Here is a 25,415-nt window from a genome sequence, read left to right on the forward strand (position 1 = left end):
TTCTACGCGCCGTATCTGGATTATCGTTAAAATTCGTTGGTTTTCTAAGCGCTTTACAAACGCAAAACCCCGCGTATATTGCACATTCCGATATTCAAGTAAACGACTACATATTGAGTTTTTGATGAAGCGAATTATTACGTTTGGCACATATGATCTACTGCATATTGGCCACATTAGGCTACTGGAACGAGCTGCAAAACTGGGCAATCATCTTATTGTCGGTGTTTCAAGTGATGAGCTAAACATGTCAAAAAAAGACAGAGCTCCTGTTTATAGCACTCAGGATCGCGTAGAAATCATCAAAGCCCTAAAATGTGTAAATGAAGTCTTCGTAGAAGAGTCTCTGGAGAAAAAAGGCGAGTATATTCAGAAATTTAACGCCGACATTCTTGTTATGGGGGATGATTGGGAAGGCAAGTTTGATGAGTTTAAATCACTTTGCGATGTGGTATATCTGAAGCGAACAGACGGTATCTCTACAACTCAATTGATTGGCGACATTTCAGAGAGGCTTTAATTTTATTCATCTATCAGCAAGACTGTCTGAATATAGTTGGCTGAAGATGGCAATAACACCGGATAACACCACATAAAGCAGGCTCAACAGCGTATAGAATTGGCATGATTAGTAACAAACAATCGGCAGATGACCTACTAATGCACTTGCGCTACTTCTCGTGGCTGCACTTCTTTTATAACTACGACAGTTCACATTTGTTGATCGCAGACGCCTTTTTTGTAAGAGCTATTCAATCTGCAAAACGTGAGAAAATGAACTACAAGACAGCCACACCAGAAACATATGAATCCGTTGTTTCCGAAGAAACCAGAAAAATTCTCGTTTTCTGCTCAAAAAATGAAGTACCTCTTATAAGAAAGCTTCAAGCACAGTATCCGGATAAAACCATCACATCCGGCACCTATCATTATTCATGTACTGGCCCTAAAAGGCACCCATCCTTCAAGCAATTCACATCCGCTCAAAAAAGCAAAGATGCAAGACCGGTGTTTATGATCTCTACCCCGTACGCGGATGCAGAGTTCATTGCCCGAGTTATGGATGCAAATAACTTGCCCATGCCATACGAGTTCCTGAGCCGAGCTACAGGGACCTGGCTGAACTATCAGAAGGATTTCCAGATCAGTCGTTTTTATAATCGCGTGGAAACAGCTGCAACACAAGACGACCAATCTCTATACGCTTTACTCCAAACAGATGTATTAAGCAGTCTCTTTGAAAATACACATTTCTCGTTTAACCACTTTATCAAATTCCTTAAGTCCAAAAACGCTAAAGTTATTTTGGTAAACCGGAAAGATCATTTCGCTCAGGCGGTTATGGGTAGCGTGATGCACGCTACGCCAGAGCGCTCGGTTTGGACAAAGAAATCCGCACAGAGAATTCAGGCCAAAATTAACGCAGGCACTGTTGCTGGAACTCTTTCCCGGCAACAACAAATCCCGGATCATGAAGTGATACTTGATAAAATCGCAGCTTCAGGCCTGGATCATATGAAGCTATACACCGAAGACTTTATAGAAGATCAAGAAGGCAAAACGAAAGAGATCGCTGCCTTCATAGATAAGTCTGTTCCATCAAAATTAGCCATTAAAGATTATGAAAACGGTCTTAAAGAAATCAACGGCTTATCTGTAGATGGAGACGCTGTTCGCAGATATATGATTGATAGTCTGGGCCTTTAATCTCTAGCGTTTTAGAGCATCATAGAAATATTTGGCTTTCCGGCCGAACCGCTTCACACCAGCAAAGGCTCCCGGTGTGATTTTCCCGCCGGTTGAGGCTTTTGCAATATCCTGCACGAGCGCTTCCGGGCCGTAGCTCAAACCGCTCGGCCAATCGCAGTAGCGCGCATAAACGCAGAGAAGCGCATACACAAGCACATCAAGGGAAAGCTCCCGACCCCGGCGCAGCATCTCGCACTTGTCATCCGTCAATCCCCACCCAGCATAAAACGGCATACCGTAACAGGTAACATCTTTGCCGCGCATCAGGGCTTCAAAGCCTGTCAGGCTAGTCATGGTATGAACACTATCCACCGCCACCAGCACATCAATGATATCAGCGTCTGTAATCACTTTATCAGCACACGCTTTCAGCACATCTTCAGACACTGATCCTTCGCGGTTGCCTGAAGCCACATCAGGATGCGGCTTAAAAATGATATAGGCATCAGGCTTATCAGCCTTCACGGCTTCAAGAAGTGCACCATTTGATTTCAAATGCGGGGAGCCAAACTGAATGCTGGCATCTGCTTCCACCTGCCCAGGCACAAGGATAATTTCCTTGCCTGCAGCCTCAGTGCGGAAATCAAGCCCCCCCTTCTCACCAACATTATATTTGCTGACTTTGGATGCAAGGATTTGCTCCCGGAGCGCTTTACCACGTTTCGCGTCATGCTCATCAAAATCATGGGTCGCTAGGAACTTCTCAAGATCAGACGGACGCTGACCATCATAATATATACCAACCCTGTCCATCACAAGTGAGGACGGCCGGCGCAAATCGGAACCAAGCCCCACAGAACGCAGGAAACCATCTTCCATACGCCAAACGGGGATATGCTCAGGCACATGCTGGGCAGACAAGCCATCATGCTTACGCCCCCAGAGAACCACACAGTCACCTTCCTGGAATTTAAACCCTTCAAGCTGGTTTGGCTTGATAAACTTAGTGTTCTCAACTCCCGCACCGAAAAATTCAGGGATAAAGCCGCGCTTCCACACACTAAAGCCAACAGCCACCGCCCGCTTCGCTTCTGGCCGTGTGATCTTGCGTTCGGCTACCAGAATATCCAGCACATGCTCAATCTCGCAGCGTTCACCACTATATGGATCGATATAGCGTGTGTAGAGAATAAAAGCGCCTGCAAACAGCTCTGGCAGTGTGCGGTTTGCAATCCGCGCTTCGCAGAGCTGTTTATCATGGGTTAAGCCCCAGCCTGCATAAAACGGCAGGCCGTAACAGCTTACCTTTTTACCAGCAATCAGCCCTTCAAGGCCCATCTGGCTCGTAACCACATAAACCTGATCAACTCGTTCCATCAGCGCTTGCGGGGCTACGTCTTCTGCCACAAACATCACACGGTCTATCTTACGTTCAACATCAAAATGCCCACGCTTGGTACCCAACAGCACATCCGGGTGCACTTTGGCTAAGATGAGCGCTGTTGGGTTTTCCTCAAGCGCGTCTTCAAGCATCTGCATGAACATCTTGTCATCAGCCATGCCTTGTACGATGGATTTATCACCGTAAGTTTGGTCCACCACCAGCACTTTTGGGCCCTTATAGGCCTTCAGTTTCTCATCAAGCTCATCTGAGATTTCAAAGGGTGCCTGATTATATTTGGAAAGCCGCCACTTGCGGATACGAGCCATTGCGCTTTCCGCACGCTCTAGAAGTTCATCGGTGATCCAGTCATCCCGGTTCAGTAGTTTCTCGAGATCGCTTGGCATATGGGCATCATAATAAATGCCGGATTTATCCACAATCAGCGAAAGCCTGCGTTTATCAAGCGCTGGGTGGGTCATATAACCAAGAAAACCATCCTCAAGCCGCCAGTATTCCAGTTCTTTTTTCTTGGCGTAGGCTTTGGCTTTCTCAGTGTTATCCTTTTCGCCCCAGCCGATAACAATATCACCTTCATCGGCGCTAAGGCCGTGCTTAATCGGCATACCGAGAAGCGCTTCTAGCCCAACACCACTGGCAATGCCGCGTGATGCAGTGATAGCTTTTGGAGAGGTTTCCGCCATCAGTTCTGCGCCTCAAAATGGTTCCGCACAGCATCCAGATCAGCCTGCGTATCCACACCGTGGGGCGGTGCTTCTGCAATCTCGGCTACGGCGATTTTCATCCCTGCTTCCATAGCGCGGAGCTGTTCTAGTTGCTCCAGCCTTTCGGTGCGGCCCTGCGGCATCGCTGTTAAGCCTTTCAACACTCCAACCCGGTAAGCATAAAGCCCGATATGACGCTGGTAGTTGAATGCCTCCACATCAATATCGCCATCCCGGTTATAAGGAATGGGTGAGCGGGAGAAGTACATCGCAATACCGTGGTTATCCGTTACCACTTTCACAATGTTTGGGTTCAGCACATCTTCAGCCCGCCTGATAGCGCAGCTGGCCGTGGCAATATCTGCATAATCATCTGCGGCAAGAAGCTCACCCACTGTGCGTGCAAGCACTGGCGGCATCAAGGGTTCATCACCCTGCACATTCACAACAATCTCACCCACATCCCAGCCCATAATCTCAGCCACCTCTGCGATACGGTCAGTACCGCTTTCGTGGGTATCCTTGGTTTTCACAGCTTTAGCGCCGAATGCTTTAGCGGCCGTAAGAATGCGGTCATCGTCTGCGGCGATCACAACCTCATCGCCCTCATGAGCAGCTTCCAGCGCACGCTCCCACACATGCTGGATCATTGGCTTGCCAGCAATATCCGCGAGCGGTTTACCAGGAAGACGGCTACTGCCGTATCGTGCGGGGATTACAATTTTCACTGCACAAGTACCTTTGTTGTGTTGCGAGCAACGGCCTCGAGATTATGCCCCATACGGAAAGCCAGATGCTCACACGCTTCACGCACCGCGCCGTGGCCGCCTCCTTTCTTGGTAACAAAATCCGCGATAATGCGAACGTTTTCCACCGCATTGGCAGGTGCAACAGAATAACCACACGCTTCCATCGCTTCAATATCAATGAGATCATCACCCATAAAGCAGATATCTCTGAACTCAATCCCGAGATCAGCGGCCATATCTTTCAGTGCTTCAATCTTGTTCGCACACTTAAGCACACGGCGTGTGATGCCCAGATCATCAAGGCGACGTTCGAGCGGCGCACTGGTACGGCCTGAAATAACTGCCACTTCCACCCCCAATTTCTGCAAGAGCTTCATGCCAAGCCCATCCTGCGCATGGAAGGCTTTCAAATCTTCACCATTCGCAGTGTAGAAAATTGTGCCATCTGTCAGCACCCCATCAACATCAAGCACGAGTAGCCGCATATATCCTGCCTATTCCGTTACCAGTGGATCGAAAGATTTCACCATATCATCAACAGCTTTCATCTGTGTAAGATAACCTTCAAGCGCATGCAGTGGCAGCGCACACGGGCCGTCACACAGAGCTTCCTCAGGGTTCGGGTGGCTTTCGATAAAGAGGCCTGCGATACCAAGCGCCATGCCTGAACGCGCGAGCGCTGCAGCCTGCGCACGCCTGCCGCCTGCGCTATCACTGCGGCCACCGGGGCGTTGAAGCGCATGTGTTGCATCAAAAATCACTGGTGCTTGGGCACGCATTACGTCCATACCCAGCATATCAACAATCAGGTTATTGTAGCCGTAGCAACTGCCGCGCTCACACAGCATCACCTGCTCATTGCCGGATTCAGCAAATTTCTTGATGATGTGTTTCATTTCTTCAGGCGCAAGGAACTGCGGTTTTTTCACATTCACCGGCGCACCTGTTTCCGCCATCGCAGTTACCAGATCTGTCTGGCGCGCGAGGAAAGCAGGGAGCTGGATAATATCAACAACTTCTGCGGCTGGTGCGGCCTGATGTGGTTCGTGCACATCTGTGATAATCGGGAAACCATACTCTTTCTTAAGGTCGGCGAAAATCTCCATACCTTTTTCAAGGCCCGGACCACGGAAAGAATGCACGCTTGATCTGTTCGCTTTATCAAAACTGGCTTTAAATACAAAGGGGATGCCAAGCTTTGATGTTACTTCCACAAAGTGGCCTGCCACATCAAAAGCAAGGTCGCGGCTTTCCAGCACGTTGAGCCCCCCAAAAAGCACAAACGGCATATCATTCGCCACAGTAATATTGTCTGTAATCTGAACAGATTGGATCATAGTTCCCTCAAGCAGAAATTGGTAGTTAGCTATGGCTACCAATCACAGCTAAAAATCGCAAGAAAACTGTTTGGTTGACGCCGAAAAAACAACACCGCATGAAGAGGATCATACGGTGCCATTTTTCACTACTCAGGTATGTTCCTTTAGTTGATCCGCATGTCTTTCACTTCAATCCAGAAGCTACCTTCCTTGCCAGCTACAATAGAAAGCCCCGCAATTTTCGAGAGATTAATATCGCGGAAAGCTCTAATATCCAGTTCAACTGTTTGCCATTCACCCGTCACTTTAAATGCCTGCATAGGCGGGATACCAGCGCCAGCCGGGCGGAATAACATAGCGCGGTATGTTCCTTCAGCACCCCTGATCTGGAAACTGATCTTAGCTTTAGAGGTAAAATCATAAGGCTGATTAAAAGCTTCTGAAAAGCTCAGCATCGCGCCAGACCAAGGATAAGCGAACCCGGGATTAATACTGCCATCAACGCGGATGCCTTCCCCTTCGCGCTTGATCGCTGCTTCAGATTTGCCGCCAATCATACTATCGTCAGTTGCCACCCATTTAAAACCAGTCTTAAGCATTAGTCCCTCAGAGAAATCCATCAAGTTTGATGGCAGATCGGTTTTAACCTCAAGGCCTGATTTCTTCGGTGTACGGCTGATTACAAACCCATTTTTATAAACAAGAGCGATATCTTTGGTGGATGCAATATTTTCAAACGGGTTTCCGTTTACCAGCAGCATATCGGCCGTTGTGCCTTCCTTCAACACTCCTCGGCCTTCCAATCTGAAATGCTTCGCCACAGAAGATGTTGCAGCTTTTAATGCTTCAATCGGTGTCATCCCCGCATCAACAAGAAAGCCTAGTTCCTGATGCAGGCTGGCACCGTGGGTCGTGCCCATATTGGGCGCATCTGTACCTGCGAGAATAACCACACCTGCTTCATGAAGCCTGCGAACATTCTCAATGGCATACTCTATGTTAAAACCGGGAATTTCCTGCCCAAAACTGCCATTCAGGTTAATTTTCTGCTCTTCAGTAAGGAACGGTTCAATAGCCTTGTCTTTCACAAGGGTTTTGCCTGTACCTTCCGCACCAATCGCCCCAATCACGGTGGTGGTGGGAATGACAAACATACCCGCATCTGCCGCACGCTTTGCAAACTCAGGCGTTACAACTTTATCCGCAAATACATGCACAAGGCCGTCAGTACCCGCTTCAAGCATATCTTCAGCACCCTTCATGCTGAACACATGAGTTACGGCCAAAAGCCCGCGCTTGTGGGCGGCTTCAATGAGGGCAGCTGCCGTTGCTTTATCAAGGCTTGGGAATACAGGCTGATAGGGCATATAAACCAGTTTGATATAATCTGAGCCCTCTGCCACTCGGCGTTCAACCCAGCCATCGGCTTCTTCAGGTGCAGAAAGTGCTTCCACCTTCACCGGATATTCCGTGCCGTGACCGCCCTCAATAGTCGCCAGCATACCTGCAGAGAACATATCTGCTTTATTGGTAAATTTGCGGCTTTCGCGCTGTGGTTTTTCTTCGCGGAACAAGGATGGGTCAGTGAACATATCCAGGTTGGTTGTTACCCCAAACCTCAGGCTATCAACAAGTGCATCCCCGTACGTATGAGTATGAGCATCTATCAACCCCGGCAGAAGGGTTTTACCTGTTCCATCTACTTTCGTTAGGCCTTCTGGTGTTTCAACTTGCCTACCAATAGCTGCAATCCTGCCGCCGCGCACTACCACCGTTGCTTTTTCAATCACCCTTTCACCATCAAATGCTCGAACATCTGTGATGGCGAAACTGTTCCGGCCTTCTGCTTTCGTCGTTGTTACTGTTTCCTCAGTTTTTTCCTTCATACCGAAGGTTGCCATCAAGGCAATGGCAGCTACGGCACCAACGGCAATAAATTTCTGTTTCATAAGAACCCCTCTTTCTGTCGCTTCCTAAAATATGGAAGCGGAAGGGTTCACCAGCAAGTTAGAGGTGTCATAGGAAGGCCATGACAAATGTCATGGTATGGGATTTATCTAAACAGCTGCAGGATTGAGGACGGCGCACTATTAGCAATGCTAAGCGCCTGAATAGCCAACTGTTGTCGTACCTGCAGCGCTTGCAGGTTCGCCGCTTCTGCCGCCAAATCAGCATCCACAAGATTACCAATGCCAACTTCTATGGTATCAGAAAGTTTCTGGGTAAAGTTAGTTTGCAGTTCAATGCGCCTCGCGCCAGAACCAATAGAAGAAAGCGCGCTATTTACATTGGCAATTGATTGCTCAATGGCATCCACCGCTGCGGAAGCCGCCGCCGCTGTTGCAATGCCCTGTGTTGCGGTAATAAGCACATTACCACCACCTAGCGTGAGGTTCTGTTCCGCAATCTGTACGGTGTTATCCCCAACACTGTCCGTAATGGCTGAAATAATATCCCCAGCACCAGAAAGGATATTTGTACCGTTGAATTCAGCATTTTCCACAATCGAGGTGATCTGATCGCGTAACTGCTCAAAATCGTCATTAAGCGATTGCCGGCTTGCGGTATCAAGGCCGCTGTCTTTCGCTGCAACCGCTTTTTCCTTCAGTTCGATCAGGAGGTCGGAAACCGCTTCACCCGCCGCAAGCGCAACGTCAGCCGATGAAGATGCCCGCGAGAGAGATGCCTGCACTGCATCAAGCCCTGCGATATCACTGCGCAGGTTTTGCGCAATAGCGAAGGTTGCTGCGTCATCCTTTGCGCTGCTAACACGCAGGCCAGTTGCTATTCTTTGTTGGGTGTTCGCCAGATCAGTGTTCACTGAGCGCAGGTTTTGGAGGGCCGCAAAAGCACCAGCATTTGTTAAAACTGAAAAAGCCATTTTAGCTTCCCCTCTTCTTGGGCTTCAGATGCTTCTTTCAAACATCTTTCACATACCGTTCTGGCATGCTATTTCTAACCACTCGAACTAGCCTCAGTATATATAATTTTCGGCTGTTTTTCAAGATAAGCCGCCATTTCTACGGAACCTGATCATGTCTCTCCTTTCCTTTTTCACTGATAAGCTTTCAGCACGTGCCGAAAAACGCGTTCAGGAACAGGCAGGCATGCTGGAAAAATGTTGGAAACAAAGGGATGAAGAGCTGTATGTGGAACTTTTCGGCAAAGCAGAGACCGAGCATTTAGTACTGACGGAAGAGCTGTTCAAAGAAGAATTTGGCCGTCAAAACATTCATCCCTTCTGGCTGCATCACAGCGTTTTGACCTTCCCACCAACAGAAGATCGGGCCACATGGATATATGCCACAAGCGGCATGTCTAACGCATGGGATGGCCTGACGGACGAATATTCAGGGCTGGGGATTGAATTCATTATGGAATGTGATGCGCCAAACCCCAGTGCCAAGGAATTCATGGCCAAATTGATGGCCTATAACCTATTGCTCGCTATGGGGCATTATAAGGATAAAGCATCCCTTGCGCTGTGGGATATCATGCCACTTGAAGAACAGGCAGACCTAGTTGGTAGCAGCCATATTATGCTTGCATCACCAAGGAATTTCCCTGCCGAGATTAACTTGATAACAGGCAGAAGTGAGCTTTTGCAGATTTACGCACTCAGTGAAGAAGAAGCCCAAAAGGCTGAAGAAATGGGCGCGGAAGCATACTGGAAAAAGCTCTAGCTAGTCAGCACCACGGTTATTAAGTGGGTCAGCACGGCGGCTTGGTGGGCGAATATCACTGTCCAGTACCACCTTCACCGGTTTGGTCGCGACAAGTGATACAACAAGCTGGTGTTCTGGGATAAAGTGGAAATATATAGTGGCATCTTCCGTGCCGCCCGGTGTTGGGGCTTTCAGCACCGGTTTTCCAGAGGAAAGATCAAGCTCCACACCGCGCAAGTAAGGCATTAGCTTGCCGTCTTCCATCTTCACAAAACTTTCTTTTATAGCCCAAAGAGTGAAGAACAACATACGAGCTTCTGCCTCAGGCATCGCAGCAAGAAGGAGCCATTCTTCTTCAGGAAAACGGCGTTCCGCAATGCGCATCCAGTCAGCCACCGGATCAAGCTGCTGGATATCAATGCCTATCGGGCTGGTTTCAGAAACTGCAACGGCTGCAATACCATCTTCCGCGCCGCCTGTGTGTGAAACACTGTAAAAAGGCGGTTCATCATCAGCAAAACCGTCAAGGAAGATACGGCCGGTACCTTCCTGAACAAGCGGCACAGAGGAAGCAAGTAGCCCCATATTATCTCCGAGTGCCTGCCGGAGCATACCGCGAGCAGTTACAAATGCTGGTCTCGCGCCTTCATGCATGCCTGCCAAGCGTTCATGCTCAGCTTTCGAAAGCATATTCTGCGCGCCAAGCGCTGGATCCGCTGCACGAATTTTCAGCGTTACCATCTCGATTTCCAGCGCTGCATTAACCATTACACATCCAATTGCCAACAAAGTTTGGCTCGCCCCCACACAACAGGCTTATGGCATCGCGAGAGAAGATGCAAACAGCTTTTACATAAAAAGAACGGAGGCGAAACGAAAATATCCAACACGCTAGATTCCGTAAGGTAAAAAAGAGAGGGCCCCTTGTGCAGGGGGCACAAGGGGCTATCCTTCACTTGATCGCATAATGTGAAGGAACGTGGCTGCACCTAAGAGCGAGGAACAGTACAACCACTAAAGGGTTCTTTATACGGGCCTGATCTCCTAAAAGATGAAATCATCTGCAATCAGATCTGACCTGCTGATACCCACGAGGAAAACACTGTCTTCCGAGCTGGTTTCAATCAGCACACCAGTTTGTCCGTTAAACACCACATCTTCTGAATAGAAAAGCACATCATCGAAGTCTTCGATACGGGTTACATTAGTGAATACAAGCCTGTCTTCATCCAGTTCAAAGTCAGCAACATCATCATCTCCTGAACCATCAGAGAAATAGAAATAATCTTCACCTGCACCGCCATGAAGTGTATCGCTACCCTGACCGCCGAAAAGATCATCATCACCTGCATCACCCCAGATAAGATCATCACCGGAACCACCGCCTAACGTATCACTACCGGTACCACCTTCAATGTCATCTGCGCCCCGGCCACCCCACAATTCATCATCACCAGCGCCACCAGTGAGAGTATCATTAAAATCACCGCCATAGGCCAGATCATCACCGTCACCGCCATGAATAGTATCGTTACCGACTCCGCCGCCTATAACATCATCACCGAAACCGCCTTCTACGAGGTCATCACCGTAACCAGACCAAATTTCATCCCAACCATCTTCACCAAAGATGTTATCGTTTCCAAAACCACCATAGATCACATCATCGCCACCAAGACCGTAAAGATCATCATCACCATCCCCACCGCCGATGATATCATTGGCATTACCGCCAACCGCAAGATCATCACCTGTTCCAGCCCAGATAACATTCTCAGGAGCAAACCCCGCAAACACTTCACCTGATACTTCTTCACCCACATCAAACAGGCCGTTATCTGCTACATCACCATCCTGCCAGCCAGCACCAATGATGGTATCATTGCCCGAACCACCAATCAGAGTATCTGAGCCATCCCACTCTGGGCCATCTGTGCGAGGATCATTGAACCAGGGGTGATGCACATTATTGCCGTCATCAAAACCGCCTCCGACAATAATGTCATCACCCCCTCCGCCATGGATATAATCGTTACCGCTGCCACCAACGAGGATATCGTCCCCACCTTCGCTGCGGAAAAAACTGTTTTCGCCAGAACCATCAAAAAGTATCTCGCCGAAGATTGTTCTTACATACTCACCCATCGCACTGTCTTTCTTTCATTATGTTTCTGTTCTTGAAACTCAGTATGTGGAAGTGCGCTGAACGGAAAATGAACGGCTTTGTAAGATATGGAAATTCCGGATATTTACTCTTATATAGAAGGAAATAATAAAAAATCTTGCGAGGAAAAATATGTCACGAGCAGAAAAGTTGCGCAGACTGTTTATTGGCTTTTGTATTTTAGGTATCGGTATGGGGGCACTGTATCTATGGATCAGTACCGAGGCAGGCAAACCCTACCAAACCAAGGAAATAGGTGATATCCGGCTAAGTGTGCCCCGCATTTATTTACCGGATGGCCAGCAAGATCTGAATGAAATGGTGAAAGAATACCTGGTTTCCACTGCTGGTCGCATTCAACTTTCCGGTTATGCTGATGAAATTCTGAGCGGCACGCCGCTGGACAAAAAAAACAGCGCATCAGAAATTATCTGGACTATTGAGCCACTAGGCAACGCCGCCCACACAGATCGCGTTCTAAACAGCGATATCATGCTTTTCACTGGATCAGGACAACACACAAAACGTACCGTAACTGCTGAACCTCAATCCGGCTTATTCATATATAAAGCTAACACAGAAGATGATCGCAATTACAGCACAAGCCGGCTCCGCCCTTCAGCGACATTCACAACAGACCCGGCCTTCTCTCATTGTGTAGATTTCAGAACAGTGAGTCTTTCTGGTCCTGCCGGGCGCTGCAGCACTCATTTTGTGATTGACGGTATGCTCATACGGGCTCACTACAATAGAGAACTAGCATGGCATGCAGCTGCTATCCGGCAAAAATTATGGCAATTTGCGAAAGAATGGCAGCAAGCTGAGAGCACAAGCTAACTAACTGACCTTTTATATATTTTTTCTATACACAACATGTATGACGGAAGAGAAAAGCTGACTTTTTCAAGCTTTTCTCGCCCGGAGATATCCAAGCTTCACGAAAAACATGAAAAAAGCTCATAAATACTTAACCCCTTGTTAATATGTTCACGAGATAAACAGGAAAAAATAAAAGCCCCAGGACAGATTACGTGACAAACCATCCCGCAAACGCTCAAAAAGCCAAACAAAAGAAACAAGTGCTGATCGTGGACAGCAATCATGTGATGGGGCGTATTTTAGGGAAAATCATTGAAAAGGCGGGATTGGGTTACGCCGTCGCAGTAACCGGACCAGAAGGCGTCGAATTCTGTAAAACCAAACAGTATGATATGGCACTGATTGAAGCAGGAATGGGCAAGGCGCAAGGCGTTGATGCGATTAAACATATTCGAGCTCTATCTGATCATTATAACCAGATTCCCATTATCGCGGTTTCTGCGAAACTCAGCAAAGAAGATATCAAACGGTATCTAGCGGCGGGAGCTAACGGTACATTAGCGAAACCTGTAAATGAGCTGAACCTCTGGAAAGAACTTCACAAAAACCTTGGCGTTTGTCTTTCTGCAGCTACTCGCAAACCACAGGAAGATGATGAGATTTATGCCATCCTCGACCGTGATGAAATGGAGCTCCTGAACTGGGATACGCTTAAAGAATACAGCATCATGTTGAAAGGCGAATACAAGCGCCTGATGCATGATTATCTTACTGTATCACCAGATCATCTAGGGGAAATTGGGGAAGCCGTGATCGATGGCAACTCGGAAAAAGTGGAATATCTGGCCCACAAGCTGAAATCCACCAGTATTATTTTCGGCGCCGATGATGTTTCAAACTTAGCGGCGCAGCTGGAGATTCTAGGCAAAGAAAACGATCTAACTCACGCGGGGCAGTTTTTCAAAGAACTGCATATGTCTTTTGAGCGCGTGCAACCTGTTCTCAGGAAAAAACTAGCCATGATGAAAATGGCAATCTGATACAGCTAAATATGAATTTTACAGCTATATCCTGAAAATTGATTACCAATTGTTTATATTTTTCCGCTATAGTTGTTTTGCTGCAAAGCGTGCTCGATTGGTCGCGCTGGCGGGGTTTAACTTAAGCTGGGTGATTGGCGTCTCCGGCCCAAAGGCCACCCCCGCTGGGGCGATATATCATTCAAATGATTTTGAAGCGTTAACCCGCGTGAGTAATGCACGCATACCTGCGCTGTAATCTTCTTCGGGATTCAGATCAAAATCTGCAAGGGAAACCAGGCAGTTACCTGCTGACATAGCATCAATCAAGACAGATATGGAATTGATGGTTTTCGGGATCTGCTGCTCAAGCTCATAAAGACGGAATTTAGCGTCCTGATAAACTCTATGTGCAATGTCTATTTCATCATCAATACCAGTCAGTGTTCTAACCAAACTTGCAATGGAAACTGCAACACCAACCAGAACCGCTAATATTAGTGCCGGGCCCGAAGCTATAGCCGCGGCAATCATAGCTGCGCCGCCCAAAGCTGTTAGTAAAAGGTCCGTATCTTGAGGCTCAGACAGACTGGCAGAATAGGCGGTACCTGCTGCAAAAGCTGCTACTTCAACGTCTTCAGCCTTACTGGCTAATCGCGAGGAGCCACGAACAGCAGCACCTAATCCGAAAACAGAAGCGCCAATTTCCACAAACGTCAGTATCACAGCGATTAATTTCTTCTGAAATTCTTCATCCAGCAGGGTCACATAACGCTCTAAAGCACGTGTTATTTCCGTATGAGCCATCGCTGCCTGTTTAAGCAAACTTGCTAATGTCTCTACCTCCTTATCCAGTTTTTTCAGGAAGGCTTTGCATCTTAATTTTCGTGTAACTTGGGCGTCCAGAATTTGCTTCCTAGCGGGGCCAAAACATTCTTGAAACCTGCCCATCTCTCTACCAGAAAGCTTCTTATGTCTGCGTTTATTTTCATAAGCCAGCAGGCACTTGGTTATTGATTTAAAGTGAAAAGCTTGCACGCCGCCCAAAGCTTCAAGAATTTCACGCTGATCTGCGGTTGATAAAACCATTTCCGGAAAAACCCGAGACTGCAGAAACAAATTACTGCCATTACCTGACTGAATTTTCCATAAAACATGAGACCGGGCCAAAATGCGTTGCTGTAAAAACGCCTTCAGTTCCAGCTTGTTGGTAACCTTGCAAAATTCAGCCTTCTCAAGATCAAGGCATTCACCTTTCAAAACAGCTAATTCCGCCACAAAACGACCGTCACTGGTAATATCGATATCAACAACTTCTACTGTCAGGTTATCAAAACGTACAGCGCTTTGAATGATGTTTTCCAGCTGGTTTTCAAGCCGTTTTGGCAGAGGAAACTTATTGCGTGCCGCCTTAAAATTTCTGACATTGCGGGCATTTATTACCCATAGTTTTTTATTCCTTAGATGCGTGGCATCAAACAAAAACTCAGTTTTCTGAAACTTTGCGGGCAGTTTCTTAACAAGTTGATTAATACTATGCGCTGTAACATACCCCGACTGCGCCAGTGACATGGATGAAATATTATTTTCGTCATAGTAAGCCTCAATAGCAAAGCTTAATTTTCGAGACATTCGCCCATTAATCGGGCCTGTGAAATATGGTCTGCCCCGTTTGTTTTTCATAACCTTCAATGCAAGCTGAAGTACAAAAATATCTTTAACTGCATTTTTGCCCTTTGGACCAACAGACGCTGTTGCCTGCAGCATATTTCTGCCCCTTCGTTTCGATAAATTAGAAAATTGCAAACAGCGGCGCGATCAACGCTCTCGGCTTACACCTTTGAGCTTCTCAACGGTTCTAAGCCCGCCCAAGCCCAACATGGAAAGAAGCACGGTAACTAATGTTTCGCTGCCCCCCAGTGCAGGCGGCTCTGGTGCTTCGGGGAAAAAGGCGACACGCACCCAGTTCAGAATATCAAACCCCATGAAGTGCCACATAAGGGCAAAACCACAGACCCAACCAATAAAAGGCCGCCAACCGGCAACAAATACTGAAAGATGTTTCGCTTCGGTCTTGTTGATTTCCATCTGTGCAAGACCTGTACGCAGAATTTCCATCTCAAGCGCATGCCGAAATTCGGCCTTTTTACCTTTATCTGGAATAAGTTTGTCCAGCGGGCCTTTCACAACATCCAGAATGGTATCCAGAATGGGTATTCCCATAGCTAATCTCCGCTTATTCAGCTGGTTCCAAGATAAATTCAGGGGGCGCTTTAATGCCCTCTTCCACCATTCGTGTATTGCCGTCCACGGCAATCGACAGCGCCTGATGCCTGTTCAACCCGACACGACAATGGGAAATATGTATCCATTCCTGCCAACCTCCTTTTGTCTTCCGCCGCTCATAAATGAGCTGATCAAAAGGAAGGTGCTCTTGATGAGAAAGCGTGAAGGCTGCATCTCGCACTGGCAGTTTATAAGGACAAAAATCAGCAGCTTCCCCCAGCATATGCTGGCTGGATTTCGAGCCTCCCACCAGTCGGTTAAGGGTAGTGGAACGAAACCCAGACGTAATACGCAGCGGGCTTGAAAGAATTTGTCGAGCGGGTTCAAGTACGTTTCGGCAAAGCGCCCGCAAGTTCGCTAACTCGCATTCTTCCCTTGGCAGATTGGGCAAACCATATTTCTTTGCTGTGGCACTACGGCACATCTCGCCAAGCGAGAAATGTTCTGTCAGTTGCTCTTTTGGATGAATGCGGATCATACGAACCATCCAAGTTTATCCGCCACCAGAAAACTAAGAAGCCCACCGAGCTTCGTGAGCACAAGGAACATCATCTTCATTACAATGCCCCACCGCCTGCCACATTCGGCTTCATGCCGTTCCATACGGTCCAAGGCCAACGTTGCCCGCATAAGGGCCGCATTAGCAGTTTCGCTGCCATCGCCTGATGCTCTGGTATTACTGCCATTCAACCAATGATCTGCATATTCTTTCTTAAAAGGCGCTTCTGTCATCACAGGCACCACCATAAGATCATCAGGGTGATCAGTGCTGCGCAAAGAATTAGCGCCTTATGCCATTTTGGAAGCGCTTTAAAAGCGGTTTTCTGGACATAAAAAAAGCGACTAACTTTCGCTAGCCGCACACGGGTTTTGAACCGAATGGCATCACACCACCCGAGGATAAGTTTTTTCATTTTAATTTTCTTTCTTGACGGAAGCTAGGAAACTACAGGCCAAACAAGGGCTGTAATGATAGGTTCAATCTCATCTACCGTTTCGACCATAGCCAACTGCTGTTTGGCCGATAATCGGACTTGCTCAATTTGCGCAGCAGTAGCACGCCACTCTGCAGCTTTCTGGATAACAGCTTCAGCAACACCCAAAAGTGTGTCACCGGATAACCCTACCTCTGCAGCCAGCATCGGGTAATTTTCATCAACCGGCGCTATATCTGCGAGATAAGTTCGTGCCTCAATTTCTTTCGCTCGGTAGGTTTCAGCCTGTCCGGGATAGGTGGTAATAACCTTTTGCCGAACTTCGCCTGCTCTCCGGTCAATCTCACGGCACCCTCTGGCAATGGTAATAGATAGATCTTCTTCTGGTGGTTCAGGAAGCCGTAATGTAACACCATTCCAATCGCTTCCTGCCAATACCCGGCCTTCAAGCGCAATGAGGTTTTCATCTTCCAGATATCTTTCTGCCGTTTTACTGTCGCAATAACTCACAATCACAGCAGATGTCTGATCAATAATAGTTTTCATCAGTTCTTAGCCTCATGCGCATATACAGTTCTGTGTGAGATATTCACGTTTTCATTATTGGTATTTTTTCGGTGCTCACAGATATATGTAACTGAACTGTGGGCTGTGACAGCTTCCGTAAAGCTCGCTGTGAAAGTATCGCCACCATCGTTATGCTCAAGCTGGGCACCTGAACTCCCCCCCCAAACATAACTATTCCCGCGTCTAATACGCAATCTGCCCCGTGTCGTACTGGACTGCGTACTCACTGCATGGAAATTGAACGCAACGAATATATCTTTACCACTTGAATCCGAAACAGTAACTCGTGCCACCTCTCTCCAACTCGATGTACTATTTGAAGAAAGAGTGGCTGTTTCTTCATCACAGGCGATAATACTAGTGGCACCATCCTGTATATGTTCCGCGCCGCTAATTCTGACAGCACCAAGTTCAGGAGCAGCATCAAGAGCCATCAACCCATTTGAAACAGTTTGAAAACTCGACGTTTTGGAGCCAGTAGCAATGATGAACCGGTTAGAATTCGGTGTAAGCGGCTGCCAACCGGCATTAGCAGCATAATATTGCCAAGCATCCCCAACTTTACGCGCCACAACAACATTACCGGGGACATCCCCACTGCGAGAAAAATGATTTCCACTTACATCAATCACCACATAAAACGCCTGATTTCTTATAAGATTAGCGCCATAGAGCCCTGATTGGTTGCTAGTGCCACCACCAAATTCAAATACCGTTCCATCCTGCTTAATTATACGCGCAGGCCTAGATTTATTTGGTGTGCCGTCATCATTAAACCCGTAAAAACGACACCAGGAAGCATGATAACTTTGGCTTGAAGGTCGTTCATTGAGAGACCAAGCGACCTGCAACGACGATATACCGGGTACTCCCTGAGGGCCTTGAGGTCCCTGTGCCCCTTGAGAACCACGTGCGCCGGCTTCACCAACGATCCGGTATGGGGGTGACCAGCTACCGCCTGAAAGGCGTTGCTGCATAAACAAATCAACCCCGCTGATAAATGGAGGTTCATGCCAATTGGAGCCGTTCGATGAATATTGTACCTCGAGCCCGGAACCGCCTACTTCCTGCGGCACAGTCCAGTTTTTGACGATGCTGTTGTCAGCACCTCTAAGGGCAGTGGACATCCAAAGCGGTTGGCCGTTCGCAGCGGGTGGGCCATCGCTCCAGCCACTAGGGTTCGTGCCCGAAGGGGTTGAAGGCCTGCTTGCCGCGCGCCGGAAAACCGTATCTCTGTATCCGCCAACACTTGCAAGGAGCGCCCAATTGGACGAAGGCGGTTGTCCGCCATTCCCTGACGACTGCCCGATATAGACATAGCTGCTGCCTTCAAAGGTAACCAGATTACCAATCTGGTAGGTCGCTGAGGCGCTATACACCCCAACATAAACCGGAATTTCATCAAGCCGGGTTTTCGCCGCCGATGTATCCACCTGCAAAAGAACAGCATCTGATGTTTGCCTGCGCTGAGTGCGGTATGTGATCGCTACATCATAAATCACATCCTCATTAAGCACATTTTCAATGCGTGCAGACACGGAATTCCCAAGTACCTGCATGTGATTGGGAAAATCTTCATATTCAACAAGACTGCCTTCGTCATCATACTGCCCGGAAAGCACCACATCACCATCACTGCTTACCTCAAGCGGCGGTGATGCTGGCGTACGTTTTCGCCATTCAATATCATAATGTGAAAGGCTGATAGCGCCGTCTGGCTGATCCCATGTAAGCTCTATCGACCGCATGATAGAACCATCCGCATGCAGTTCATCAATCACAGTAGCCTGTGCATTTTCTACCGCTGGCGGACTATCCCAACGTTCCGGGTTAAAAGGGCTATCTACTTCAGGTAAATCCTCAAGCGGTTCTTCACCGTAGACCTCAGGCGCATACTCGAGAAGGTCAACTTTCACATCCAGTTTGGGCGAAACGGTTACACGCTCAACAATAAATTTATTGGCGCGGTCATCATCTGAAGGATCGTTATCCGGCCCTAGATCTGGCTCTGAAATATTACTGGTTGCTGCAGGGATTTTATCCGGGAAATCCAGCTCGATAATATCACCCGGTTCAAGCAGCATAGCTTTTGGCGCAAGTTCTAAGCCCGTAATGCGAGTACGCACTCGGCTTTTCAGCACTTTATATTTAGCCAGCTTAATAGCGGCATTTCTGTCTGTTATCGTATCGATACTGATGTTGGTATGCAGCTCACGGCCGAAATCTTCAGAAAGAAACTGACCGTACTGGCTGTTTGGATCAATCACGCCGCTTTCAGCGCCACCCACATAAAGCTTCTTCGGCCAGCTTACAGTCAGTTTTTCATAATCTTTGGCGGCTTCTTTATATTCAATCGTGATACGGTTAAGGCGGTCAGCACGCATTCCGCGCTCGATATTCCAATTGCCGATAATGCTATCAGCATCAAACCGCATAGCGATTTCATCATTATCGATAGCGCGTTCAAGGATCAGCTTAAATTTTCCGTTTGACCAGGGAAGTGACCAGCCGGTACCTTCCAGCAGTTTCTTGATGTTTTTGACGACCCCATCTTTCGGATCAAGAGCGATATTGACATGTAGTTTTACATTCGCAAGTGAAGCGCCAACAGCACTGGGGCGCACATCTGTACCGTCACAGATATCGGCGGCGACCTTAAAGCTATCAAAATCAATCTCGCTCGCGTTTGCCCCGTATCCATAATCCGCCATCAAATAATTCAACACAACAAGTGCCAAATTGTTGGAATATGCCCAACTATCAGAATTACTGGCAGATTGGCTGCTCTCACGCGGGTCATACACCCGAACGCCTTTGATAAGGGCCGTGAGTTCAGGTTCTGAATCAAACTGTGGGCGCTTCCAGCTATGGTAAAAACGGCTGTAGGTATAGGCCACCCCTTTACCAAGATAGTTAGAACGCCAGCGTGGATTAGCTGTCAGCCCGCCTGCAGCCGTGCTGTTTTTGCTACCACCATATTTACTGGCACCCCGAAAATACATACGCCTGCTGAAACGAGGTTCAGTCGACAGATACCCATCCACCCAAAACTTTTCAATACCTTCAATAGGCCCAAGGCACCATACATCCACACGGTGCAGATAATCATGGTCTGCCTTATCTTTGCGGTGTTTTTCTATTGAACCAAACGCTGCAACATGATCATAATCGCTGTTGTTGAAGTTATAGATTTTGCCGTTTACATCCTTGAAGATGGTAATCGCCTCAAGGCGTTTTTTTCCGTAAACAACAGGCAAACCTCTCGCGGCAGCAGCCTTGGAAATTTCAATGGTTTGCGTTGGCCCACCAAGCCCTAACAGACCGCCAATAAAACTGAAGAACCCCATTAGCCGTCTGCTCCCCATCCCAAGCTTTTAATTTCTCTGTGAGCATGAGCAAAAAAGCCATCCCCCGGATAAAGCTGCTGTTGATTATCGTCGCTGGTAAACCGCCCCTTGGTGAGGGTGGGCTTAGACCACGGGCTCGCAAGTGTGATGCTGATACGAACAGATGAACCGCTATCGCTTTCTTTCCAGCTTTGCAGCGTGCCCTGATACATTTTAATAGTTTGGGTGATATACCTGCCGCCATCATCAAGCAGCGCCAACCATACCTCACCATTCATACCCGCAACATTGCGAGCGCTAACTGGCTCACCTGCCTCATTTAGTGAGAACAACAATCGGCTGGCAGTTTCCTGATGAACACCGGACAGAGTAAAACTATAGCTTTGAAGCTTAATGCCTTTTTCCCGAGTGATAGAAGACAAGCCAAGCAATTCACCGCCGCTCAGATACTCATTACCACCAAAGGTGAGATCAGTTTCATTGTCTGTAAAAAGAAATTCACCCCCCAAATTCACCAGCCACGCGAAACGAAAACCATTCGCGCCAAGAGCATTTAGGGCGGGTCCTGCAGTTGCTTTTGAAAAAATCATGCTAAAGCCTTTCCACAACATCAATCTGAAGGCGGATAAGGCGGTCACGGTCGAGGCGAATTTCCTGCACGTCCCCAACAAGCGAACAGCGAACAAACGGTCCATCCGCATCAACAACTGGCGTACCAATAACATCGGGTGTTACAGAAAACTGGCTCGTGCTGGTATAATCCGTGATCAGATGAAGCTTATCGCTATCAATGAAATTGACAAAATTACCAAGCCGCACACCAACAATACCCGTTAGTTGCGGCAGCCTAACTTTAAAAATACCGTTACGACCTTGCTGTGCTTGTAAGAAGGCAATGATAGGTCCTGCCTGCTCCTTCAGCATCGGATTATAAGTAAGCCCGATTTCAAAGGTTTGCCCGCCGTGCATTCTGCTAAGCATTCTGCCGCTTTCAGCAACGGAAACCTTAGTACGTTGTCGCGTTCGCACGCGAACGGCAGCAGGCGCAGGAATATTGTCATCCGGCACAAGCCCTGCACCAGGTAGAAAAATATCTGTCATAAGATGTCTCTATATTTACAGCAGATTATGCAGCATCAAACGGAGCAACCATTGCGTGATCCGCAAATACTTCCCGGATCATGCTTTCAATTTCACCGCGGTTGCTGCGCACAGCATCACCGCTTACATCACCAGAGAAACTGAGGTTCAAAACAGGGCTATTATTCACCGTATGATTTGAATTGGGGACGCTGTTCGTACCATTTAATGCACGTTGCGCCTTAAGGTAACCTGTAAGATCGGTATTCAAGCGACTATCAACAACTCGTTCGCCCTTTTCAAGAAGATAAGTACCTGTAGACGGAATATTATTGATACCGTCGTGCGCCTGCCCCTTCACAGCAGAGAGCTGTTTTGCGCCAAGCGCCACCGCCTTACCAATCGGTAACAGGTTTGCAGGAAACGGCGCTGATTTTGCGGCCACCATAACAGCCTCTGCTGTACTACGGACCACATTCCCAACAGCGAGAGCCTTTCTCACCTTAGCCATTTTCTTGGTCCCCAGAATGGTATCGCCCACTTCAAGCGCCAGATTTTTAGCCTTTTCCGTGTTCAGTTTACCGTCCTTATCGAACAAGTCCTGATAATAAGAATCCCATAAACCTGCGAGCTCATTAATCGTGGTTTTGGTTTTATCGAGAGGGTTTGCTTCTTCCCCCTCCTCTTCTACTTCGCCCCCTTGTGCAGGAGCTGAACCCGCACCGCCCGAGACCATTTCCCCTATTCGGGTGCTTGCACCAAGGGCCGTATTTGCCGCCTCCATAAGGGAGTTCGAAATATTAGTTAAACCCGGAACAGCAGAAAGCCCGCTTGCCAGGCCACCAAACTTCTCTCCAACTTTTGCAAGCAAGCTTTGTATTTCTTGCAAATTCAAACCAGCCCCACCGAGTGCTGGTAAAGCTGCAACATCAGATGTCATGAATATGTCTCCATGAGTGAGAACAAACGTTCTTTAGTCATTGATTGGGAAGGAGTGCTTTCAATACCATTGGTACGTTTCCACACACCCACGCCCAGCATTAATTCAGGCAGAGTGGCAGCCAGTACATCACTCAAAGGCCACCCTAAGGTAAGACCCGTTGAAATAATTATCTGCCAATCAAGCATTTCTGCTTTATCGGCACTTTCTACTTTCCCGGCTTCGCACCTTCTGTACTTTCAGCAGCCACATCCGGGTTAAGTGTTTGTTCAAGACAATTGGAAATCGCAGTTGCCACTTCGGCTAAGCCGGTTTTCACAATTGTTTCAGCTGCTTTCCTGCAAGCCTCTGCATCAGAAAAATCGCCTTTTGTCATAGCCAGATAAAGCACTGCCATATCTTTTAGACGAAATTCCGGAAACCTCCCTGAAAGAAAGGGTACAAGGCCCATACCAAAATGATCTTCCAAATCCATCATGGTTCCAATACCCAGCCTCAAACGTACTTTACGTGCGCCAACTTTCAGGCTGGCTTCGCCAAAAATCTTTCTTGCCATCTGCTATTCCTTAAACTGGCGTTACAGATATTGAACCAGCGCTTTCAAGCGAAATGTTATAAGTGATAGCGTCACCTTCAGCCCCCGTAAGACGCAGGCTACTGATAGCGAATGGCCCCTCATATGTAGCCAACCCCGGAATAATGATCTGACAATCTGGATGCGTACGGTTTAACATATGAGTATGGACAATATTAAAAGCATTATCAGATACAAAAACACCATCACCACTAACGCTAAAGGACGTTGTGCCCGCGCCTGCCAGCAATTCCTTGAAGCCTGCGCTATCTTTGCTGGTGATATCCACTGTATCGCTATTGATATCTAATTCGTTGGTCTTAAAACCACCTACAGTTTCAAAGCCGCTGCCCGTGTCAATTTTCAAAAGTAATTCACGACCTTTTTGTGCAGCCATTTTAATCTCCTTCAGGAATAAAAAAAGCGAGCACAAGGCCCGCCGTCGAATAATATAGGTTTGAAATAACCCGCAAAACTTGCACCGTTACAGATCGACTGATACCGTTTTCATCTCAAGGCAAAGTTAAAGGGAGAGCCCCAGATGCGCTTTATCATTCCAGCAATATGTACGGTGATGCTAACAGCTCCTGCTTTGGCGCAGGAAACATCTGATGGGAGTTTCACACAAAATGAAATCACCCAAACTATCTTAAGCCTTAAGGAGGAACTCAAAGCCTTAAGGACAGAAAATCAAAAACTGCTTGAACTCGTCACATCGATCGCGCGCAGGCAACAATCGGAAACCTCCAGCTGCAACCAACGGCTCCTGAGTTTGTATAAAGACAAAGATCATTTGATAACAATAGGCGCCAGCGCCAAACACCCTGATATCATTAACCTTAACAAACAAATTCAAGCGGTTTCATCTAGCTGTGCCGATACTCTTGCCTCCACTAAAACCGCTGAACTTACATGCACAGACCGTGTGACAGAACTTGCCAAGAAAAAAGATCAGCTTATCGGTTTGGGTTTTAAAGAGAGCCACCCGGATGTAATAAACACATCCCGACAGATAGAAGTTGTTCAAAATGAATGTAAGCCTCTAGGCTAAAACCGTGATATAGCGGTTTGCATGATACAGGTTACACCGAATATTACCCTTTATCCGCATGAGCTTCATATCACTGCTGTACGTTCCTCCGGCCCTGGTGGACAACATGTGAACACTACAAACAGCGCGGTGCAGCTGAAATTTAATGCTGCCTATAACGCCAGCATCACCCCAAGTGTGCTTGAGCGCCTACGCAAATTGGCCGGACGCCGCATGGCAGATGACGGCACCATCACACTTCGTGCAGAAGTGCATAAAAGCCAACACATGAACAGACTGGATGCTGAGAAACGCTTGTTCGACCTTATAACTGCTGCCGCAAAAAAGCCTAAAAGACGTGTTAGTACAAAACCAACCAGAGCTTCGAAAGAGCGCCGTTTGCAGGCAAAATCCCATGCCAGCACCCTGAAGAAAAACAGGGCAAAAGTAAGAACTGATGAATGATTACAAGTACTTAAGCGAAATGCTTGCAGAGCCTAAATTATAAGCATATCATTTTCTTACTCAGCGGGGGCTGTAAGAGTATACATAGGGGGTGTTCATGAACGCGAACACAATGACTGGGCCAAATGAAATCGTTATCTTCCACAGGAAGAAACGCCACTATCAGCTAGCACTTGCCGGGCTCGTTATCGCCGCAGCATTTAGCGCAGAGAAGATTCTTAATGGGTCCTTCATGGCGCTCGAAATCATGGCAGGTGTTGTTCTTGTCCTAGCCATATTAGGTATTATTCGTGTTAGCGCCGCTCTTCTATCCAGCACACCCTATATCCGCCTCACAGATGATGCTCTAGTTATCAACGAGCTGTTTTCCACAAAAACAATCCCTTGGTCGGATATCTCTATGATCAATGCGCCAAGCGATGATTGTACTGGTGTAAGCTGCCTTAAGATCACATACGGCAAAGGCAAATGCGTTAAGCTTGCTATTGATGAACTGATTGCAGATGGTCGCCGCCCTGCATGTATGATCCATCACCGCTGGGATGAAGCTAGCCAGCACAGCTAATCCTGTATGCATGAGTTCTATCTCTACAAAAAGCATTCGAATATTCGAGCACTGCTAGCTTTAGCAGGAGTGCTTCTGATTATATTTCTGCTTGGG

General features: G+C 47.6%; 29 protein-coding genes. 8 read left to right on the forward strand and 21 right to left on the reverse strand.

Annotated features, from left to right (window positions below):
- Positions 1–124: 124 nt before the first annotated feature.
- On the forward strand, positions 125–520 hold the full coding sequence (locus MF542_RS00995) for an FAD synthase family protein (RefSeq protein ID WP_247015015.1): 396 nt from the start codon (positions 125–127) through the stop codon (positions 518–520).
- Between the two features lie 104 nt (positions 521–624).
- Positions 625–1,707: a hypothetical protein gene (locus MF542_RS01000; protein ID WP_247015017.1), complete on the forward strand. Its 1,083-nt coding sequence runs from the start codon at positions 625–627 to the stop codon at positions 1,705–1,707.
- Between the two features lie 3 nt (positions 1,708–1,710).
- Here the strand turns inward: MF542_RS01000 and MF542_RS01005 are convergent, their stop codons facing one another.
- The 6 genes from MF542_RS01005 to MF542_RS01030 all read right to left on the reverse strand — a co-directional run bounded on the left by MF542_RS01005 (position 1,711) and on the right by MF542_RS01030 (position 8,744).
- Positions 1,711–3,774, reverse strand: coding sequence for a capsular polysaccharide biosynthesis protein (locus MF542_RS01005; protein ID WP_247015019.1), 2,064 nt, complete (start codon positions 3,772–3,774; stop codon positions 1,711–1,713).
- Positions 3,774–4,523 (reverse strand): 3-deoxy-manno-octulosonate cytidylyltransferase, encoded by a 750-nt coding sequence (kdsB, locus tag MF542_RS01010; RefSeq protein ID WP_247015021.1) that lies wholly within the window; start codon positions 4,521–4,523, stop codon positions 3,774–3,776. Before kdsB ends, MF542_RS01005 begins: the two co-directional genes overlap by 1 nt.
- Positions 4,520–5,029, reverse strand: coding sequence for a KdsC family phosphatase (locus tag MF542_RS01015; protein WP_247015023.1), 510 nt, complete (start codon positions 5,027–5,029; stop codon positions 4,520–4,522). Before MF542_RS01015 ends, kdsB begins: the two co-directional genes overlap by 4 nt.
- A gap of 9 nt (positions 5,030–5,038) precedes the next feature.
- On the reverse strand, positions 5,039–5,881 hold the full coding sequence (kdsA, locus tag MF542_RS01020) for a 3-deoxy-8-phosphooctulonate synthase (RefSeq protein ID WP_247015025.1): 843 nt from the start codon (positions 5,879–5,881) through the stop codon (positions 5,039–5,041).
- 146 nt (positions 5,882–6,027) lie between these two features.
- The gene (locus MF542_RS01025) at positions 6,028–7,812 is read right to left on the reverse strand and encodes a CIA30 family protein (protein ID WP_247015027.1); all 1,785 of its coding nucleotides are present in this window, start codon (positions 7,810–7,812) and stop codon (positions 6,028–6,030) included.
- A 104-nt stretch (positions 7,813–7,916) separates the two neighbouring features.
- A complete protein-coding gene (locus MF542_RS01030) occupies positions 7,917–8,744 on the reverse strand; it encodes a flagellin (RefSeq protein WP_247015029.1) in 828 nt (275 codons plus the stop codon).
- A 154-nt stretch (positions 8,745–8,898) separates the two neighbouring features.
- On the opposite strand from MF542_RS01030, the gene MF542_RS01035 reads away from it, so the two are divergent.
- Positions 8,899–9,546: a suppressor of fused domain protein gene (locus MF542_RS01035; RefSeq protein WP_247015031.1), complete on the forward strand. Its 648-nt coding sequence runs from the start codon at positions 8,899–8,901 to the stop codon at positions 9,544–9,546.
- On the opposite strand, the gene MF542_RS01040 is transcribed toward MF542_RS01035, so the two are convergent.
- Together MF542_RS01040 and MF542_RS01045 are read right to left on the reverse strand one after the other, a co-directional pair.
- Positions 9,547–10,296: a 4'-phosphopantetheinyl transferase family protein gene (locus tag MF542_RS01040; RefSeq protein ID WP_247015033.1), complete on the reverse strand. Its 750-nt coding sequence runs from the start codon at positions 10,294–10,296 to the stop codon at positions 9,547–9,549. It abuts the gene before it with no gap.
- Positions 10,297–10,572: 276 nt separating this feature from the next.
- A complete protein-coding gene (locus MF542_RS01045) occupies positions 10,573–11,673 on the reverse strand; it encodes a calcium-binding protein (protein WP_247015035.1) in 1,101 nt (366 codons plus the stop codon).
- A gap of 151 nt (positions 11,674–11,824) precedes the next feature.
- On the opposite strand from MF542_RS01045, the gene MF542_RS01050 reads away from it, so the two are divergent.
- Positions 11,825–12,529, forward strand: coding sequence for a hypothetical protein (locus tag MF542_RS01050; RefSeq protein ID WP_247015037.1), 705 nt, complete (start codon positions 11,825–11,827; stop codon positions 12,527–12,529).
- A gap of 194 nt (positions 12,530–12,723) precedes the next feature.
- Positions 12,724–13,551, forward strand: a complete 828-nt coding sequence (locus MF542_RS01055; RefSeq protein WP_247015039.1) for a response regulator — start codon at positions 12,724–12,726, stop codon at positions 13,549–13,551.
- 177 nt (positions 13,552–13,728) lie between these two features.
- Here the strand turns inward: MF542_RS01055 and MF542_RS01060 are convergent, their stop codons facing one another.
- The 13 genes from MF542_RS01060 to MF542_RS01115 all read right to left on the reverse strand — a co-directional run bounded on the left by MF542_RS01060 (position 13,729) and on the right by MF542_RS01115 (position 23,656).
- Positions 13,729–15,297, reverse strand: a complete 1,569-nt coding sequence (locus MF542_RS01060; protein ID WP_247015041.1) for a hypothetical protein — start codon at positions 15,295–15,297, stop codon at positions 13,729–13,731.
- A gap of 51 nt (positions 15,298–15,348) precedes the next feature.
- Positions 15,349–15,753, reverse strand: a complete 405-nt coding sequence (locus MF542_RS01065) for a 3TM-type holin (RefSeq protein WP_247015043.1) — start codon at positions 15,751–15,753, stop codon at positions 15,349–15,351.
- A gap of 13 nt (positions 15,754–15,766) precedes the next feature.
- Entirely contained in the window at positions 15,767–16,294 is a 528-nt protein-coding gene (locus MF542_RS01070; protein WP_247015045.1) for a D-Ala-D-Ala carboxypeptidase family metallohydrolase, read from the reverse strand.
- A complete protein-coding gene (locus MF542_RS01075) occupies positions 16,291–16,593 on the reverse strand; it encodes a hypothetical protein (protein ID WP_247015047.1) in 303 nt (100 codons plus the stop codon). The genes MF542_RS01070 and MF542_RS01075 overlap by 4 nt, the downstream gene beginning before the upstream one ends.
- Complete coding sequence (locus MF542_RS17875) at positions 16,548–16,730, reverse strand: OapA N-terminal domain-containing protein (RefSeq protein ID WP_425531239.1); 183 nt, start codon at positions 16,728–16,730, stop codon at positions 16,548–16,550. The genes MF542_RS01075 and MF542_RS17875 overlap by 46 nt, the downstream gene beginning before the upstream one ends.
- 24 nt (positions 16,731–16,754) lie before the next feature.
- Positions 16,755–17,297, reverse strand: coding sequence for a hypothetical protein (locus tag MF542_RS01080; RefSeq protein ID WP_247015049.1), 543 nt, complete (start codon positions 17,295–17,297; stop codon positions 16,755–16,757).
- Positions 17,297–20,665 (reverse strand): phage tail protein, encoded by a 3,369-nt coding sequence (locus MF542_RS01085; protein WP_247015051.1) that lies wholly within the window; start codon positions 20,663–20,665, stop codon positions 17,297–17,299. Before MF542_RS01085 ends, MF542_RS01080 begins: the two co-directional genes overlap by 1 nt.
- On the reverse strand, positions 20,665–21,255 hold the full coding sequence (locus MF542_RS01090) for a DUF2163 domain-containing protein (protein WP_247015053.1): 591 nt from the start codon (positions 21,253–21,255) through the stop codon (positions 20,665–20,667). Before MF542_RS01090 ends, MF542_RS01085 begins: the two co-directional genes overlap by 1 nt.
- A gap of 1 nt (position 21,256) precedes the next feature.
- Positions 21,257–21,766 carry a hypothetical protein gene (locus tag MF542_RS01095; protein WP_247015055.1) on the reverse strand — a complete coding sequence of 170 codons (510 nt, stop codon included), beginning with the start codon at positions 21,764–21,766 and terminating at the stop codon, positions 21,257–21,259.
- Between the two features lie 25 nt (positions 21,767–21,791).
- Entirely contained in the window at positions 21,792–22,685 is an 894-nt protein-coding gene (locus tag MF542_RS01100) for a hypothetical protein (protein ID WP_247015056.1), read from the reverse strand.
- Positions 22,682–22,822: a hypothetical protein gene (locus MF542_RS01105; RefSeq protein ID WP_247015058.1), complete on the reverse strand. Its 141-nt coding sequence runs from the start codon at positions 22,820–22,822 to the stop codon at positions 22,682–22,684. Before MF542_RS01105 ends, MF542_RS01100 begins: the two co-directional genes overlap by 4 nt.
- Before the next feature lie 71 nt (positions 22,823–22,893).
- The gene (locus MF542_RS01110) at positions 22,894–23,241 is read right to left on the reverse strand and encodes a GTA-gp10 family protein (protein ID WP_247015060.1); all 348 of its coding nucleotides are present in this window, start codon (positions 23,239–23,241) and stop codon (positions 22,894–22,896) included.
- Between the two features lie 10 nt (positions 23,242–23,251).
- The gene (locus MF542_RS01115) at positions 23,252–23,656 is read right to left on the reverse strand and encodes a phage major tail protein, TP901-1 family (protein WP_247015062.1); all 405 of its coding nucleotides are present in this window, start codon (positions 23,654–23,656) and stop codon (positions 23,252–23,254) included.
- A 144-nt stretch (positions 23,657–23,800) separates the two neighbouring features.
- Here MF542_RS01115 and MF542_RS01120 point away from each other — a divergent pair, with 144 nt between their 5' ends.
- From MF542_RS01120 to MF542_RS01130, 3 genes are all read left to right on the forward strand, one after another.
- On the forward strand, positions 23,801–24,310 hold the full coding sequence (locus MF542_RS01120) for a hypothetical protein (protein WP_247015064.1): 510 nt from the start codon (positions 23,801–23,803) through the stop codon (positions 24,308–24,310).
- 21 nt (positions 24,311–24,331) lie between these two features.
- A complete protein-coding gene (arfB, locus tag MF542_RS01125; RefSeq protein ID WP_247015065.1) occupies positions 24,332–24,754 on the forward strand; it encodes an alternative ribosome rescue aminoacyl-tRNA hydrolase ArfB in 423 nt (140 codons plus the stop codon).
- Positions 24,755–24,851: 97 nt separating this feature from the next.
- Complete coding sequence (locus MF542_RS01130) at positions 24,852–25,319, forward strand: hypothetical protein (protein ID WP_247015067.1); 468 nt, start codon at positions 24,852–24,854, stop codon at positions 25,317–25,319.
- The last annotated feature ends 96 nt before the right edge of the window (positions 25,320–25,415 follow it).

This window comes from Kordiimonas laminariae, assembly GCF_023008165.1.
GTDB lineage: Bacteria > Pseudomonadota > Alphaproteobacteria > Sphingomonadales > Kordiimonadaceae > Kordiimonas > Kordiimonas laminariae.

Coding starts and splice junctions, on each gene's coding strand:
- MF542_RS01085 (WP_247015051.1), bottom strand. CDS start 20,665: ATGGGGTTCTTCAGTTTTATTGGCGGTCTGTTAGGGCTTGGTGGGCCA.
- MF542_RS01100 (WP_247015056.1), bottom strand. CDS start 22,685: ATGACATCTGATGTTGCAGCTTTACCAGCACTCGGTGGGGCTGGTTTG.
- MF542_RS01030 (WP_247015029.1), bottom strand. CDS start 8,744: ATGGCTTTTTCAGTTTTAACAAATGCTGGTGCTTTTGCGGCCCTCCAA.
- MF542_RS01080 (WP_247015049.1), bottom strand. CDS start 17,297: ATGAAAACTATTATTGATCAGACATCTGCTGTGATTGTGAGTTATTGC.
- MF542_RS01090 (WP_247015053.1), bottom strand. CDS start 21,255: ATGATTTTTTCAAAAGCAACTGCAGGACCCGCCCTAAATGCTCTTGGC.
- MF542_RS01025 (WP_247015027.1), bottom strand. CDS start 7,812: ATGAAACAGAAATTTATTGCCGTTGGTGCCGTAGCTGCCATTGCCTTG.
- MF542_RS01120 (WP_247015064.1), top strand. CDS start 23,801: ATGCGCTTTATCATTCCAGCAATATGTACGGTGATGCTAACAGCTCCT.
- MF542_RS01070 (WP_247015045.1), bottom strand. CDS start 16,294: ATGATCCGCATTCATCCAAAAGAGCAACTGACAGAACATTTCTCGCTT.
- MF542_RS01110 (WP_247015060.1), bottom strand. CDS start 23,241: ATGGCAAGAAAGATTTTTGGCGAAGCCAGCCTGAAAGTTGGCGCACGT.
- arfB (WP_247015065.1), top strand. CDS start 24,332: ATGATACAGGTTACACCGAATATTACCCTTTATCCGCATGAGCTTCAT.
- MF542_RS17875 (WP_425531239.1), bottom strand. CDS start 16,730: ATGAAAAAACTTATCCTCGGGTGGTGTGATGCCATTCGGTTCAAAACC.
- MF542_RS01130 (WP_247015067.1), top strand. CDS start 24,852: ATGAACGCGAACACAATGACTGGGCCAAATGAAATCGTTATCTTCCAC.
- MF542_RS01115 (WP_247015062.1), bottom strand. CDS start 23,656: ATGGCTGCACAAAAAGGTCGTGAATTACTTTTGAAAATTGACACGGGC.
- MF542_RS01005 (WP_247015019.1), bottom strand. CDS start 3,774: ATGGCGGAAACCTCTCCAAAAGCTATCACTGCATCACGCGGCATTGCC.
- MF542_RS01035 (WP_247015031.1), top strand. CDS start 8,899: ATGTCTCTCCTTTCCTTTTTCACTGATAAGCTTTCAGCACGTGCCGAA.
- MF542_RS01000 (WP_247015017.1), top strand. CDS start 625: ATGATTAGTAACAAACAATCGGCAGATGACCTACTAATGCACTTGCGC.
- MF542_RS01050 (WP_247015037.1), top strand. CDS start 11,825: ATGTCACGAGCAGAAAAGTTGCGCAGACTGTTTATTGGCTTTTGTATT.
- MF542_RS00995 (WP_247015015.1), top strand. CDS start 125: ATGAAGCGAATTATTACGTTTGGCACATATGATCTACTGCATATTGGC.
- MF542_RS01045 (WP_247015035.1), bottom strand. CDS start 11,673: ATGGGTGAGTATGTAAGAACAATCTTCGGCGAGATACTTTTTGATGGT.
- MF542_RS01040 (WP_247015033.1), bottom strand. CDS start 10,296: ATGGTTAATGCAGCGCTGGAAATCGAGATGGTAACGCTGAAAATTCGT.
- MF542_RS01015 (WP_247015023.1), bottom strand. CDS start 5,029: ATGCGGCTACTCGTGCTTGATGTTGATGGGGTGCTGACAGATGGCACA.
- MF542_RS01060 (WP_247015041.1), bottom strand. CDS start 15,297: ATGCTGCAGGCAACAGCGTCTGTTGGTCCAAAGGGCAAAAATGCAGTT.
- kdsA (WP_247015025.1), bottom strand. CDS start 5,881: ATGATCCAATCTGTTCAGATTACAGACAATATTACTGTGGCGAATGAT.
- MF542_RS01065 (WP_247015043.1), bottom strand. CDS start 15,753: ATGGGAATACCCATTCTGGATACCATTCTGGATGTTGTGAAAGGCCCG.
- MF542_RS01095 (WP_247015055.1), bottom strand. CDS start 21,766: ATGACAGATATTTTTCTACCTGGTGCAGGGCTTGTGCCGGATGACAAT.